The 14406-nt window shown below is 70.2% G+C and carries 10 protein-coding genes; 4 read left to right on the plus strand and 6 right to left on the minus strand.

What is annotated here, in order from left to right; all coding sequences use genetic code 11:
- Positions 1-14: 14 nt before the first annotated feature.
- The gene (locus FLW16_RS16090) at positions 15-3356 is read right to left on the minus strand and encodes a glycosyl hydrolase family 95 catalytic domain-containing protein (RefSeq protein ID WP_185949433.1); all 3342 of its coding nucleotides are present in this window, start codon (positions 3354-3356) and stop codon (positions 15-17) included.
- A 531-nt stretch (positions 3357-3887) separates the two neighbouring features.
- Between FLW16_RS16090 and FLW16_RS16095 the strand changes: the two genes are divergently transcribed.
- The 4 genes from FLW16_RS16095 to FLW16_RS16110 are packed head-to-tail and all read left to right on the plus strand — an operon-like array spanning position 3888 to position 8636.
- On the plus strand, positions 3888-5009 hold the full coding sequence (locus FLW16_RS16095) for an enolase C-terminal domain-like protein (protein ID WP_260615308.1): 1122 nt from the start codon (positions 3888-3890) through the stop codon (positions 5007-5009).
- Between the two features lie 40 nt (positions 5010-5049).
- On the plus strand, positions 5050-6114 hold the full coding sequence (locus tag FLW16_RS16100) for a sugar ABC transporter substrate-binding protein (RefSeq protein WP_142560830.1): 1065 nt from the start codon (positions 5050-5052) through the stop codon (positions 6112-6114).
- A gap of 39 nt (positions 6115-6153) precedes the next feature.
- Positions 6154-7641: a sugar ABC transporter ATP-binding protein gene (locus FLW16_RS16105; protein ID WP_142560831.1), complete on the plus strand. Its 1488-nt coding sequence runs from the start codon at positions 6154-6156 to the stop codon at positions 7639-7641.
- Positions 7638-8636 carry an ABC transporter permease gene (locus tag FLW16_RS16110; protein ID WP_142560832.1) on the plus strand — a complete coding sequence of 333 codons (999 nt, stop codon included), beginning with the start codon at positions 7638-7640 and terminating at the stop codon, positions 8634-8636. Before FLW16_RS16105 ends, FLW16_RS16110 begins: the two co-directional genes overlap by 4 nt.
- Positions 8637-8724: 88 nt before the next feature.
- Here the strand turns inward: FLW16_RS16110 and FLW16_RS16115 are convergent, their stop codons facing one another.
- The 5 genes from FLW16_RS16115 to FLW16_RS16135 all read right to left on the minus strand — a co-directional run bounded on the left by FLW16_RS16115 (position 8725) and on the right by FLW16_RS16135 (position 14389).
- Positions 8725-12369, minus strand: coding sequence for a CARDB domain-containing protein (locus tag FLW16_RS16115; RefSeq protein WP_142560833.1), 3645 nt, complete (start codon positions 12367-12369; stop codon positions 8725-8727).
- A 310-nt stretch (positions 12370-12679) separates the two neighbouring features.
- Positions 12680-13351: a FadR/GntR family transcriptional regulator gene (locus FLW16_RS16120; protein ID WP_142560834.1), complete on the minus strand. Its 672-nt coding sequence runs from the start codon at positions 13349-13351 to the stop codon at positions 12680-12682.
- A gap of 237 nt (positions 13352-13588) precedes the next feature.
- Positions 13589-13777 (minus strand): hypothetical protein, encoded by a 189-nt coding sequence (locus FLW16_RS16125; protein ID WP_142560835.1) that lies wholly within the window; start codon positions 13775-13777, stop codon positions 13589-13591.
- A 211-nt stretch (positions 13778-13988) separates the two neighbouring features.
- Positions 13989-14210 (minus strand): hypothetical protein, encoded by a 222-nt coding sequence (locus FLW16_RS16130; RefSeq protein ID WP_142560836.1) that lies wholly within the window; start codon positions 14208-14210, stop codon positions 13989-13991.
- Positions 14211-14269: 59 nt separating this feature from the next.
- The gene (locus tag FLW16_RS16135; RefSeq protein WP_260615311.1) at positions 14270-14389 is read right to left on the minus strand and encodes an RICIN domain-containing protein; all 120 of its coding nucleotides are present in this window, start codon (positions 14387-14389) and stop codon (positions 14270-14272) included.
- Between the last annotated feature and the right edge of the window lie 17 nt (positions 14390-14406).

Genomic DNA, 14406 nt, shown 5'->3' on the forward strand with positions numbered 1-14406 from the left:
CAGAAGGCCAGATGTCAGAAGGCCAGATCCTGCCAGGTCTTCACCTGCTCAGGTGACAGCCTGCTGGCGAAGATCGCCGTCCGGTCGACCGCGCCGGACAGCCGCTGACCGCCGCCCTGGTCCGCCGCGAAGCGCAGCGGGCGGGACGCGCAGCCGGTGATGCCGTCGCCGGTCGCCTGGCCTCCGGCCACCCGTACGCCGTCGACGTAGACGTCGATGGCCCCGCCCTTGGCCAGGGTGACGACCAGGTCGATCCAGCGGCCGGTGGGGATGGTCGTGTCGATCCCCACGTTCAGGCCGGCTCCGATGAACCGCAGCGTGTTCGACGGCGTCAGGTCGACGATGATGCCGTCGGTGCCGGGGTTGCCGGAGGGCTGGGAGTCGAACAGCCGCCGGTAGCCGCTGCCCGCCACCTTGACCTCGGCGGCGAATGTGGCCTCGGGCAGGTAGCCGAGGGTGGTGTTCCCCGTGGTCAGGTAGGTCGATCCGGACAGGATCAGCCCGCTGCCGCTCGGCGCGGTGGCGTCGTAGGCCGCGACGCCCACGATCCGCGCGTCGCGCCCGTTGCCCGACGCGTCGCTCACGGTGTCGCCGGAGGGGGGGTCCCAGGCCACCAGCGGCCGGTCCGGGGAGGGGGTGGCGCAGGGGTTCAGCGCCACGGTGGCCGAGGCGCCGCCCGTCCAGCCGTCCCCGGTCGCCGTGGCGGTGATCCGCGCGCTTCTGGTGCCGTCGGCCGGCCCGCTGGCGACCGTGAACGTCGCGGTCCGCGTGCGGCCCGGCGCGGACGCCGGCAGGTGCACCGTGGCGGGGGCCGCCGTCCAGCCCTTGGGCAGGGTCAGCGTCACGTCCGACGCGGGCACCGCCCGCCTGCGGGTGGCGGTCACGGCGACCTCGACGGGGAAGGAGGCGCCCGGCCCCGTCGCGGCGGGCGCGGTGACGGTGATCGCGGCCTCGTTCTGGATGGTGTACGCCGTGCCGGCCGTGGCGTTCCATGTCAGCGTGTCGCCGTCGCGGTGCGGGCCGACCTCGTGGCCGCGTCCGTCGTGGACGCGGTAGCGGCCGGCGATGAAGCCGGACTTCACGGTGATCGGCCCGGTCTTCCCGGGGTGCACGGTGATCGTGTCGGCGGCGCCGTTCTTCCAGGTCGCGTCCACGGTCACGTCGCCGCGGGCGCGCAGGCCGGAGAACGAGCCGTTCTTCCAGGCCGACGGGAGCGCCGGCAGCACGTGCACGTAGTCGTGCTGGCTCTGCACCAGCATCTCCGCCACCCCTGAGGTGGCGCCGAAGTTGCCGTCGATCTGGAATGGCGGGTGGGTGTCCCAGAGGTTGTCGAGGGTGGAGGTCTTGATCTGCTCGCTGAGCATCTTCAGCGCGTGGTCGCCGTCGAGCAGCCGGGCCCAGAAGTTGATCTTCCAGGCCTTGCTCCAGCCGGTGCCGCCGTCGCCGCGGGCCGCGAGCGAGACCTTCGCGGCCTCGGCCTCGGGCGTCCCCGCCGTGATCTGGTTGCCGGGGTGCAGCGCGTAGAGGTGCGAGACGTGCCGGTGGTCGTCGGTCCTGGAATCCCAGTCGCTCTTCCACTCCTGGAGCTGGCCCCAGGAGCCGACGCGGATGCCCGGGTCGAGCTTGGCGAGCTTCGCCTTCACCTCCGCCTGGAAGTCCGAGTCCACCCCGAGCTTCTTCGCCGCGGCGAGCGCGTTGGTGAGGACCTCGCGCACGATCTGCTGGGACATCGAGGCCCCGGCGGAGAAGTCGCCGTGCTCGGGGGAGTAGCTGGGCGACACGACGAGCGTGCCGTCACGCGGATCGGTGTGCAGGAAGTCGAGCCAGAACTCGGCGGCGCCCTTGATCACCGGATAGGCGGTGTCGCGCAGGTAGGCCACGTCGCCGGTGAACCGATATCCGTCGTACAGGTGCTGGGTGGTCCAGGCCGCCGCCTCGGGGAACCAGAACGAGGTGGCCCAGTCGTGCACGCCGGTGAAGCCGAACGGGTTGGTCTCGTTGTTGACCACCCAGCCTCGGGCGCCGTACATCTCCCGGGCGGTCTTCGCGCCGGGCGCGACCATCGCCGAGACGTACCTGTCGTACGGACGGGTGGTCTCGTCCAGGTTCGTCTGCTCGGCGAGCCAGTAGTTCATCTGCAGGTTGATGTTGACGTGGTAGTCGGCCGACCAGGGAGGGCTGGTGGAGTTGTTCCACACGCCCTGCAGGTTGGCGGGCAGCAGGTCGTTCTCCCGTGAGGAGGAGATCAGCAGGTAGCGGCCGTAGGCGAACATGAGCGCCTCCAGCGCCCGGTCGTCGGCCGAGTCGCCGCCCGTGTACGCGCGGCGCAGCTGGTCGGTCGGGACGGCCGGGGTGCCCTGGCCGACGTCCAGCGTCACCCGGTCGAACAGGCCGCGGTAGTCCGCTATGTGCGCCTGCTTGAGCTGGTCGTAGCTCTTGCCGGCCGCGGCGTCCACGGCCGCGGTCACCTTCGCGTGCGGGTCGGGGCCGCGGTAGGCGGGGTAGTCGCCGGCGTAGTCGGTCCCCGCCGACAGCACGAACATCGCGCTGTCGGCGCCGGTGACGGTGACCTTGTCCCCGTCGTCGGTGCGGGTGCCGCCCTGGTTGATCACCTGCACCTGCGCCTCGAACTTCATCTTGTTGTCCGACAGGGCGCCGCGGATGGTGAGCCGGCCGCCCGCGGCGGTGACGGTCTTGTCGTCGCGCGGAGAGGTGTGGCGCAGCGTGAAGGAGACCTTGCCCCCCTGGTCGGCGGAGAGCCGGCCGACGATCACGTTGCCGGGGTGGCCGGCGAAGTACTCACGCGAGTACGTGACACCGTCGGCGGCGTAGGTCACCCGGGCCACGGCGTCGCGCAGGCTCAGCTCACGCCGGTACGCGGTGGGGTTCCGGGGCGCACCGGCGAAGTCGAGATACAGGTCGCCGAAGGTCTGATAGGCGCCGAAGCCCGTCTTGGGCTGGCCCAGCTTGGCGGCCACGGCGTTCGGCGTCATCTTGCCGTCGCGGTCGATCTGCTCCTGCACCTCGGCGATGGCGTTCGGCCGCGGCGTCTTCCAGTTGCCGAAGTCGTAGTTCGGTGAGCCGGGACCACCGGTCCACAGGGTCTTCTCATTGAACTGGAGCTGCTCGGTGGCCACGCCGCCGAAGATCTTGGCTCCCAGCGGGCCGTTGCCGATCGGCAGCGCCTGGGTCTCCCAGTCCGTGGCGGGTCTGTCGTACCAGAGGGTCAGGTTGTCGGGCGCGCCCGCCTGCTGGGCGGCGGGTTCGGCGGCCGCCGGCGCGGGTGGGGCGAGACCGGCGGCCAGCGCGAGGACGGCCGCGAGGACGGCTGGGAGCCGTAACGGGGGGTGAGTCACACATTCCTCCGATCACAGGATGACCTTGAAACAAGGAGATAGCACCGAAACTCTGACGCAACAAGACACCGATCGGATGTATCTGATGGTCATGCACGTCTACCAGCGACGTTCTGCCCGCGTAGGTCGGTAATCCGAGGAACCTGTCGCATAACAGATCGGATGTATCGGCAGTAAGGCTATTGACACCGTCGGCGTCGCAGGGACAGCATCCGAGCACAACACATCGGATGTATGGCCGAGGGATGCGGTGTGAAGCAGCTGCGAGTGAGACCTGCCGGGCGTGCCGCCACGGAACCGGAGATCGCCGTCCGGCCCCGGACGGCGGGCCGGGCATGAGCGAGCGGAGCGAGCGAACCGGTGAGTACAGCGAGATCGTGGCGTTGGAGACCCACGACATCCGCTTTCCCACATCCAGGGAACTGGACGGCTCCGACGCGATGAATCCGGACCCGGACTACTCGGCCGCCTACGTGGTGCTCAGGGCGGACGACGGCCTCGAAGGGCTTCACCATCGGGCGGGGCAACGACGTGCAGGCCGCCGCGATCAGGGCGCTGGAGCCGTACGTCGTGGGCCGCGATCCCGCCGACCTCGCCGGGCTGTACCACGAGATGACGCACGACTCGCAACTGCGCTGGCTCGGGCCGGAGAAGGGCGTCATGCACATGGCGGTCTCCGCGGTCACCAACGCCCTGTGGGACATGGCGGCAAAGCGGGCGGGCAAGCCGCTGTGGCTGCTGCTGGGCGAGATGGCGCCCGAGGAGATCGTCTCCCTGGTCGACTTCCGCTACCTCAGCGACGCGCTCACCCCGGACGAGGCGCTCGCCATCCTGCGCCGCGCCGAGCCGGGCCGGGCCGGGCGCGTCGCGCTGCTGCGGGAGCGCGGCTACCCGGCCTACACCACATCCCCCGGCTGGCTGGGGTACGGCGACGAGAAGCTGCGCCGGCTGTGCAAGGAGGCGCTCGCCGAGGGCTTCACCCAGATCAAGCTCAAGGTGGGAGCCGACCTCGACGACGACGTCCGGCGGATGCGCATCGCGCGTGAGGTCTGCGGCGACGGCTTCCGCATCGCGATCGACGCCAACCAGCGGTGGGACGTGCGGACGGCCATCGAGTGGGTGAGCGCGCTGGCCGAGTTCGACCCCTACTGGGTGGAGGAGCCGACCAGCCCCGACGACGTGCTCGGCCATTCGGTGATCGCCCGGGCGATCGCGCCGATCAAGGTGGCCACCGGCGAGCACGTGCAGAACCGGGTGGTCTTCAAGCAGATGCTGCAGGCTCGTTCGATGTCGATCCTCCAGCTCGACTCCGCCCGCGTCGGCGGGGTCAACGAGAACATCGCGATCCTGCTGCTCGCCGCCAAGTTCGGCGTGCCCGTCTGCCCACACGCGGGCGGCGTCGGCCTGTGCGAGCTGGTGCAGCACCTGTCGATGTTCGACTACGTGGCGGTCAGCGGCACGCTTGAGGACCGCGTCATCGAGTACGTCGACCACCTGCACGAGCACTTCACGCACCCCGTCGTGGTCGAGAACGGCGCCTACCGGGCGCCGGACGCCCCCGGCTTCAGCGCCGAGATGCGCGCCGAGTCGATCGCCGGCTACTCCTTCCCGGACGGCCCCGCCTGGAGCGGCGCGACGCCCGGTGACCTGTGATCTTCACTCAACCCCCCACTGTGGCGAATCGAGGTACACCATGAAAATCCGTACGGCCGGCCCGGGTGCGGCCGCGCTCGCTCTCGCGCTGTCGCTCGCGGCCTGCGGTTCCGGCGGCGAACAGGCGGACGGCGGCGGCTCGGCGGGAGGCGGTGCCGCGGCGGCCGGGGGGAAGGTCGCGGTCGATCTGCCCCGCGCCGACTCCGACTTCTGGAACTCCTACGCCAAGTACGTGCCGCAGCAGGCCAAGCAGCTCGGCGTCGACCTGATGCCCCCGACGAACTCGCAGAACGACGTGGCCAAACTAGTGGCCAACGTCCAGGCCCTGGTGAGCCAGGGGGCCAAGGCCGTGGTCATGGCGCCGCAGGACACCGGCGCCGTCGCGAGCACACTGCAGCAGCTCGCCGGCAAGAAGATCCCGGTGGTGACGGTGGACACGCGGCCGGACAAGGGCGACACGTTCATGGTGGTCCGCACCGACAACCGGCTCTACGGCAGCGAGGCGTGCAAGTTCCTCGGGGACAAGCTCGGCGGCAAGGGCAAGGTCATCGAGTTCCAGGGCTCGCTGTCGTCGGTCAACGGCCGTGACCGGTCGGAGGCGTTCGCCGAGTGCATGAAGACGAACTATCCCGGCATCCAGGTGTTCGCCGAGCCCACCGAGTGGGAGGGGCCGAAGGCGGCGGCCGCGCTGCAGACCCGGCTGACCCAGCACCCCGACATCAAGGGCGTCTACATGCAGGCCGGCGGCGTCTTCCTCGCCCCGACCCTGCAGGTGCTGAAGAGCAAGAACCTGCTGGTGGGCCCGGACGACCCCAAGCACATCGTCATCGTGTCCAACGACGGCATCCCCCAGGAGCTGCAGGCCATCCGCGACGGCCAGATCGACGCCACCCTCTCCCAGCCCGCCGACCTGTACGCGAAGTACGGCGTCTACTACGCCAAGGCCGCGATCGAGGGCAAGACCTTCGCGCCCGGCCCGACCGACCACGACAGCACGATCGTGGACGTGGGCGGCGGACGCCTGGAGGACCAGCTCAAGGCCCCGCTGGTGACCAAGGACAACGTCGACGACCCCGGGCTCTGGGGCAACCAGGTCGGCAAGTGACGGGCTCGCCCCGCGGGATGGGAACAGCGGAGTGAGGACATGAGAATCGCGGTAGAGGCCAGGGACGTCACCAAACGCTTCGGCCCCACGGTCGCGCTCGACGGCGTCGGCATCCGCGTCGCCGAGGGGGAGACGCACGCGCTGGTCGGCAGGAACGGGGCAGGCAAGTCGACGCTGGTGTCGATCCTCACCGGCCTGCAACGCCCGGACGAGGGCGAGGTGCGCTTCGGCGGGGAGCCCGCCCCGCCGATCGCGGATCGGGACGCCTGGCGCCGCAGGGTCGCCTGCGTGTACCAGAAGTCCACCATCATCCCCACCCTGACCGTGGCGGAGAACCTCTTCCTCAACCGCCAGTCGGGCCTGGGGCCGATCCGGTGGAAGGCTCTGCGCGACCGCGCGACCGAGTTGCTCGCGCAGTACGGCCTCGACATGGACGCCCGGGTGGTGGCGGGAGAGCTGTCGGTCGAGCAGCGGCAGCTCGTGGAGATCGCCAGGGCGCTGTCGTTCGGGGCCCGGTTCATCATCCTCGACGAGCCCACCGCGCAGCTCGACGGCCCGGCCATCCAGCGGCTGTTCGAGCGGATGCGGGCGCTGCGCGAGCAGGGCGTCACGATGCTGTTCATCTCCCACCACCTCGACGAGGTGTACGAGATCTGCCAGACCGTCACGGTCTACCGCGACGCCAGGCAGGTCCTGTCCGCCCCCGTCGCCGACCTGCCGCACGACGAGCTGGTCGCCGCGATGACCGGCGAGGCGGCCGCGGCCTACCGGTCGCGCGGCCGCAGGCCGGACCCGGCCGCGCCGGTCGTACTGGAGGCGACCGGGCTGAGTCTGGAGGGGCGATACCGGGAGGTGAACCTGTCGGTGCGGGCCGGCGAGATCGTCGGCCTGGCCGGCTCGGGCGGCAGCGGGAAGGTCGGCCTGGCCGAGACGCTTGTCGGACTGCGCAGGGCCGACACCGGGACGGTGACCGTGAACGGCACCGTTCCCCGGCCCGGCGACGTGACCGCCGCGCTGCGCGCCGGCCTGGGGTTCGTGCCACGCGACCGTCACCACGAGGGCTTCGTGCCGCTGCTGTCGATCGCCGAGAACGCGACCTTCCCGATCGCGCACAAGCTCGGCCGGTTCGGCGTCGTCTCCCCGGCCGGGCGGCGGGCGAAGGCGGAACGGATGATCGAGGACCTGGCGATCAAGACGTCCGGGCCCGAGCAGGCGGTCGGGGAGCTGTCCGGCGGCAACGCGCAGAAGGTGGTCATGGCCCGGGCGCTCGCCGACGACCCGAAGGCCCTGGTGGTGATCAACCCGACCGTCGGGGTGGACGTGAAGTCGAAGCAGGCCCTGCTGACAGCGGTGGAGGACGCCGTCACCCGGGGCGCCGGCGCCGTCCTTGTCTCCGACGAGCCGGAGGACCTGCGGATCTGTGACCGGGTGCTGGTGATGTTCCACGGCCGGGTCGTGAAGGAGATGCCACGAGGCTGGGCCGAGGCCGAGCTGGTGGCCGTGATGGAAGGTGTCGGCAACCGATGACCCCCTCGACGAGTGTTGTGACGGCCGCGCCGACGCTTCGGCTGGCCAGATTCCGCGACCTGGCGCTGCTCCCGGCCATCGCGGTGCTGGTGCTGGTGGGGGCGCTGATCGACTCGGCCTTCCTCAGCGGGGACAACATCGTCAACGTGCTCCAGCAGCAGACCGAGCTGTCGCTGCTGGTGCTCGCCGAGGCGATCATCCTGATCGCCGGAAAGTTCGACCTGTCCCTGGAGTCGACCGTCGGCCTCGCCCCGGCCCTCGCGGTCGGGCTGGTGATCCCCGCGGCCTCCAACGGCCTGGGCGCCGAGCTGCCCGCCTGGACGGCGATCCCGCTCTGCCTGCTGGTCGGCGCGCTGGTGGGCGCGTTCAACGGCATGCTGATCGTGCGGTTCAAGCTGTCGGCGTTCATCGTGACGCTCGGCATGCTCATCGTGCTGCGCGGGCTGCAGATCGGCTTCACCGGCGGGCAGAACCTGTTCGAGCTGCCCGAGTCGTTCCTCTACCTCGGCAACGCCCGCTGGCTGGGCCTGCCCGCCTCCATCTGGATCTGCGGCGTGCTGTTCACGATCGGCATCGTCGTGCTCGGATACTTCCGGCACGGACGGTCGATCTACGCCATCGGCGGCAACGCGGACGCGGCCCGCGCCGCCGGCATCCGGGCCGACCAGGTGGTCTGGACGGTGTTCGTGATCGGCGGCCTGCTCGCCGCACTGGCCGGACTGCTGATGACCGGACGGCTCGGCTCGGTGGCGGCCGACCAGGGCAACGGCATGATCTTCACGGTGTTCGCCGCCGCGGTCATCGGCGGGGTGAGCATGGACGGCGGCAAGGGCACGTTGTTCGGCGGCCTGTGCGGCGTGCTCGTGCTCGGGCTGATCAACAACATCCTGACCCTGGCCGGCGTGTCCGCGCAGTGGATCCAGGCGATCTACGGCGCGATCATCCTGCTCGCCCTCATCATGGCCCGGCTCACCAGCGGCAAGGCCCAGGACTGACCGTACGCCGCCCGACGAGATCCGCCCGGCACGAGAAAGGCGGCCCGGAGTGACTTCCGGGCCGCCCTCGCGCGGTGTCGGCCGTGCGCTAGCCGCCGTTGATGACGAAGCTCGTGCCCTGCTCGCGGACGATGTCGCCCTTGGCCGAGCCGGTGATCGTGACGCCGGTGAGCGTCGCGCTGCCGCGGGCGCCGTTCTGGGCCAGGATGCCGGCACCGTTGTTCGACTTGTCGATCTTCACGTTGGTGATCGCCACGCCCGGTGTCGCGCCGCCGCCCGACTTGAACTGGATGCCGTCGTAGGTCGAGTCGTGGATCTCGGTGTCCCTGATCGTGACGCCGGGGATGTCCCTGGTCGCCGCGAACAGCGTGATGGCGCCGAACTTCTGGTTCTCGCCCCAGAATGCGCCGCCGGTCCGATAGAGGGCGTTGCCGGCGATCAGCGTCTGCCCGGAGAAGGGCAGCGGGTCGTGGTCGGTCGCCAGCATGATGCCCGGGTAGTTCATGGTGTCGTAGACGAGGTTGTTCTCGATCGTGTTGCCGTAGCCACCGTAGATCGCGATGCCGTTCGCCCGCCAGGGCAGCTGAATGGTGTTGTTGACGAAGCTGTTGTCGTGGGCGATGTCGACCGAGGGGTCCTTGACGTACCGGTTGGCCCAGACCGCCAGCGAGTCGTCGCCCGTCGTACGGAACGAGGAGTCGAACACCCGCGAGTTCCGCGTGCCGTTGGTGAAGTTGATGCCGTCGGCGTAGGTGTCGCGGATGCGCATGCCGCTGAACTGCAGCCCGTCGGCCGGCCCCCACAGGGCGGGGATGTTGTCGTAGTCGCGGCCGACCCAGACCCCGACGTTGGCGTGTTCGATCCACACGTTGGTGATCTTCGTGTTCCTGCCGAACCGGCCGTTCAGCCCGACGCCGCCCTCCGCGCCGCCAGGACCGCCACGGATGCGGCCGGAGCCGAAGATGGCGATGTCGGAGATCTGGACGTTGTCGTCGATGTCGAAGCCGAAGTTGCCCTCGTGCGGGTGGTTGATGCCGCCGGCCAGGTGCGGCTCCGTCAGGGTGTACAGCTGGGAGTGCCACATGCCCGCGCCGCGGATGGTGACGTCCCTGATGCCCACCTGGTTGTACTGGCCGCGGTTCAGCGGGTCGTCGGTCAGGATCTTCTGCTCCTGCCGCCACTGGCCCGGCGGGATCCAGACGCAGCCGATCACGCCGTTCTGGTCGTCGGTCACCGCCCGCTGGATGGCGGCCGTGTCGTCGATCCCGTCATTGGGCACCGCGCCGTACGCCGTGATCGAGGTGCAGCCGGCCGGCTGGTCCGCCGGCGGCGCGACCTGCTCCAGGTCGACGAAGTCGATGATGTAGAAGGCCGCCGTGTCGCCCGCGTCGCGCTGCAGCCGGAACTTCGTGCCCGCCGGGTAGGTCTGCGGCAGCAGGGCGTGCGCCTCGTCGAACAGCCGCCGCGCGTCGGCCTGCGGGGTGTTCGTCAGCCCCTCGGGGTCGTCGGTGTTCCCGTACAGCCAGCTGTGCCGGGACGAGAGCGTCAGTTTCTGGACGAAGGCGTCGTCGACGTAGAGGCTGATCGTGGCGTCGATGCCGCCGCCGTTCGGCGCGTCGGGGATGGAGTTGCGCACCACGATCGAGTTGGCCCGGTTCGTCGAGGTGAACTCCACGAACTGGCCGGTGCCGTTCAGCCGCACCGACTTCCTGCCCGACGACTCGGTGGCGAAGTCGGTGTGCCCGAACGTCCGCAGCGGGTCGGCCTCCAGCAGGGTGCCTTGGTAGCGGGCGGCCTCGGCCTCGTACTCGGCCCACGGCACGGCGGCGCCGCGCCCGACCACGATCGCCTGGGAGAACGTGTTGTTGTTCTCGTTGGTCTCGGCGACGACGCCGGTCGCGTCGGCGGTGGCGGTGATCGTCGCGCCGCCGTCGGCGGCGGTCCAGCTTCCGCTGACGGCGACGGAGACCGTGGCCCCGGCGGCGATGGAAGGAGTGGAGCCGTTGAGCGTCGTGCCGCCCACCGCCACGCGGGTGACCGTTGTCGCCCCCGTGGCGGTGGTCCCGCGGTTCTTCACCGACACGGTGAACGTCACCGGCGTCCCGGCCGCGGGGTTCCGCGGGTTGGGGGTGACGCCGAGCACCTGCAGGTCGGGGCCGGGAGCCTGCGCGACGACCAGCGACGAGGAGGCGTTCAGCAGGTTGTTGTTCTCGTTCTGCTCGAAGACCGTGTTGTCGGCGTCCACCCTGGCGCTGACCGTGTAGGTCCCCTCTGCGCGCGTGCCGATGGCGTGGGTGACGGTCGCGGTGCCACCCGGCGGCAGGGCGGGGACGGCCGGGGCGCCGGCCAGTGCGCCGCCGACGTAGAGGTTCACGCTGTCGGCGGCCGCGGCGGCGGTGCCCGCGTTCTTGACCGTGGCCGACAGTGTGATCGTGTCCGTCTCGGTCGGGGAGGCCGGGGTCCACGACAGGTTCGTGACGGTGAGGTCGGGGTTCGGCGCCGGGACGCCGATCACCTGGAACTCGGCGACCTGGCCGCCCGGCGCGCCGGTGTTGCTCGTGAACCTCAGCTGGACGTCGGCGACGGTCGCGGACAAATTGATCGTCACCGAGTTGCCGGAGGCCGGGTTGAAGGTGTAGTCGGCAGTCGGCTTGAGAACCTGGTAGGTCGTCGCGCTCTGCTCGCGGCCCAGGACCTGGATGTTCTGCGTGCGCGTCGCCCAGACCGGGTCGGGATTGAGCTTCAGCACGACCGCGCTGACGGTGGCGTTGGCGCCGAGCCTGACGGTCAGCGTGTTGGGATACGCCCCCGGGTCGGCCTCCCAGTAGGTGGCCGGGTTGTTGTCGTTGGCGTTGGCCGCGACGAACGTGAACACATGGCCCGACTCGACCATCTCCTTGCCGATGGCGAGGTTGGAGCCGGGGTCGCCGGCGCCGTCGCGGGTCACCGCGTTGCTGTCGGCCGACTGGTTGCCCGCCGCGTCCCTGGCCCGGACGACGTACGTCACGGTCGCCGATGCCGGTTGGGTGTCGGTGTAGGTGAGCACGGTGCCCGCGACGCTGGCCCGGAGCCGGCTGTTGGCGTAGACGTCGTAGCCGGTCACCCCCTTGTCGTCGCTGGAGGCGTTCCAGGTGAGCGTGATCTGGCCGGAGGCCGGCTGGGTGTAGGCGAGGTTCGTGGGGGCGCTCGGCGCCTGGGTGTCGGCCTCGGTGCCGCTCGACGCGTAGATCTCGAACTCGGAGATCTGCGCGGCCGGCCAGCCGGTGTTGGCGGTGACGTTCACCCGCCAGAACCGGTGCGTCGCGGCGGTGAAGTCGATGGTGACCTTGTTGCCGGTCGCCGGGTTGAAGGTGTAGCCGGCCGAGGCCACCACCGTGCTGAAGGCGGAGCCGTCCGCACTGCCCTGCACGGACAGCGTCTGGGTGCGGGTCTGCCAGACGCTCGGCGAGGGCACCTTCAGGACGATCCGGTCCACGCTCCTGGCGGTGCCGAGGTCGACCTGCGCCCACTGCGGGAAGCTGTTGTTGGCGCTCTCCCAATAGGTGTCCTGGTTGCCGTCGTTGAGAGCCGACACGGGATAGCCGGCCGTGGAACTGCCGGCCTGGGTCGCCTTGCCCGGCGACAGGTTGGGACCTCCCGCGGCGGCGGCCGGGACGACCCACGCCAGGAGGGTGAGCATGCCCGCGACGACCAGGGTCGCGAGCAGGCGTAACGGTCCGTGCGATGTCCTCATTCGCGCTCTTCCATCTCTCGTACGGGGACGGCAGGCCGGTGCGGGAGGACGTATGGCCTCCACGGCACCCGGATGGGCGGCGAATGCACGGACGCGATGCACTCAGGGTGTTGCGCTGAACGGAAAGAGTTTTGATGTTCCTTGCACAGTTATTGCAGAGGTTTGGCCAGATGTTACATAGGCACTACTGCGCCGTCAACGCTCGGAAAAGGCGAAGGTGAAGCCGGAGCGGCGGCTGCGTGCCGACCCGTCTGACCGTGGGCGGGCGCACCGTCGCCGGACCGCAGGCCCGCGCGCTGCCCGCGCCGATTCAGAGCGTGCGGCGGAGCCACTCCTCGACGCCCGCCACGTGGACCGTGGCCCAGGCCCTGGCCACCTCCGGCCTCCGGGCCGCGATCGCGTCGCAGATCATCACGTGCTGGTCCCGGGTGTCGTCGAGCGCTCCCTCCTGGGTGAGGCCGCGCCATACCCGGGCCCGCGTCGTCGGCCCGGAGAGGCTATCGATCAGCGAGCACAGCACCGGGTTGCCCGATCCCGCCGCGATGTGCTGGTGGAACCGCAGGTCGTTGGCGACGAGCTCCTCCACGCTGGGATCGTCGGGCAGCGCGTCGAGGATGGCGCGAAGCTCCTTGACGTCCTCGTCGGACATGTTCATCGCGGCCATCGCGGTGGCGGCGGGCTCAAGGACCCGCCGCACCTCCAGGAACTGCAGCACGGTGTCGTCGCGGTGGAAGTCCACGACGAACGACATCGCCTCCAGGAGCAGGTGGGGCTGCAGGCTGGTGACGTAGGTGCCGTCGCCCTGCCGTACGTCGAGCACGTTGATCAGAGCGAGGGCGCGGACGGCCTCGCGCAGGGAGTTGCGGGACAGGCCGAGCCGTTCGGCCAGGTCCGCCTCCTTCGGCAGCCGGTCACCCGGAGCGAGCTCGCCCGACGTGATCATCTGCTTGATCCTGTCGATCGCCGCGTCCGTGACCGCCACGGAGCCTCCTCCACTGTTTCCTCGCGAACGAGGCCGCATACATCGGATGTATAGCAGTGTAAAGGAGTAGGGGTGGCGCCCGCACCGGACCTGCCCCTGCTGAGGCGTCACCCCTTCGCTGCGTCGGGGAGGAGGAAAGAAGCACCCGGTTCCTCCGATCTCCTCCTCCCCGCCGTACGCGGATCTCGATGAACGGACGGACGGACGCGCTCGAAGAGCCGCCCGGTCATCGCCGGGTCACAGTCCGATGCCGCGGCTGCCGAGGTGCTTGGCCGTGGTGGCGGGGCCGCCGCCGACCGGCCAGTAGGGGAGTGAGGTGGTGGGATTGGAGGCCCGCTGGATGAGGTAGGAGGTGCCGGCCTGCGCGGGGATGGCGATGGTGGCGCCGGTCTGGTCGGTCAGCACGGCGGCGCCGCCGCCGTTCACGACGGTGACGTTCTGGCCCGGCCACGGGTTGCGGGCTCGGGGGCGTCGGCCCGCACGTACGCCTTCAGCGTCATGCCGCCGCCGGACTCGTACAGCGTCCCGTCGTACAGGTCGAAGTAGCCCTTGAAGTCCGACGCCCCGGTGAGCCTGCTCAGCCCGGGGATGGAGACCTGCCCCGGCGACTTGCGGTCCGGGAAGGTGTCGTTGCGGTTCAGCTGCGCGGTGAACCATTCCCGCCCCAGGCGGGGGCGCCGAGGGTGCCGTTGCCGAGCGGGACGAACTGGGTGGAGCTGGAGTCGGCCTTGCTCAGCACGATGTTCGACCGGCGCGCCACGTTGGGGTGTCCACCACGAACGTCCCGTTCTGCCACGCCGTCGAGGTGCCGGTCGGCGACACCGACGGACTCGGGGACGCCGAGGGGCTGGCCTTCCAAAGAGGAGGGAATGCAGAGATGTCCGGCGCCGGGGGTGTCCCCGGCGCCGGCACGGATGGTCAGGCGCGCGTCCAGCGCTGGTTGGCCTGGCCGTTGCAGGTCCAGATGATGGCCTTGGTGCCGTTGGCGGTGCCCGCGTTGTAGGCGTCCAGGCACTTGTTCGAGCCGACGGCGGTGATGGTGCCGTCGGAGTTGA

Origin of the sequence: Microbispora sp. KK1-11, assembly GCF_006874435.1 — a bacterium.
GTDB lineage: Bacteria > Actinomycetota > Actinomycetes > Streptosporangiales > Streptosporangiaceae > Microbispora > Microbispora catharanthi.

Coding starts and splice junctions, on each gene's coding strand:
- FLW16_RS16100 (WP_142560830.1), top strand. CDS start 5,050: ATGAAAATCCGTACGGCCGGCCCGGGTGCGGCCGCGCTCGCTCTCGCG.
- FLW16_RS16105 (WP_142560831.1), top strand. CDS start 6,154: ATGAGAATCGCGGTAGAGGCCAGGGACGTCACCAAACGCTTCGGCCCC.
- FLW16_RS16110 (WP_142560832.1), top strand. CDS start 7,638: ATGACCCCCTCGACGAGTGTTGTGACGGCCGCGCCGACGCTTCGGCTG.
- FLW16_RS16115 (WP_142560833.1), bottom strand. CDS start 12,369: ATGAGGACATCGCACGGACCGTTACGCCTGCTCGCGACCCTGGTCGTC.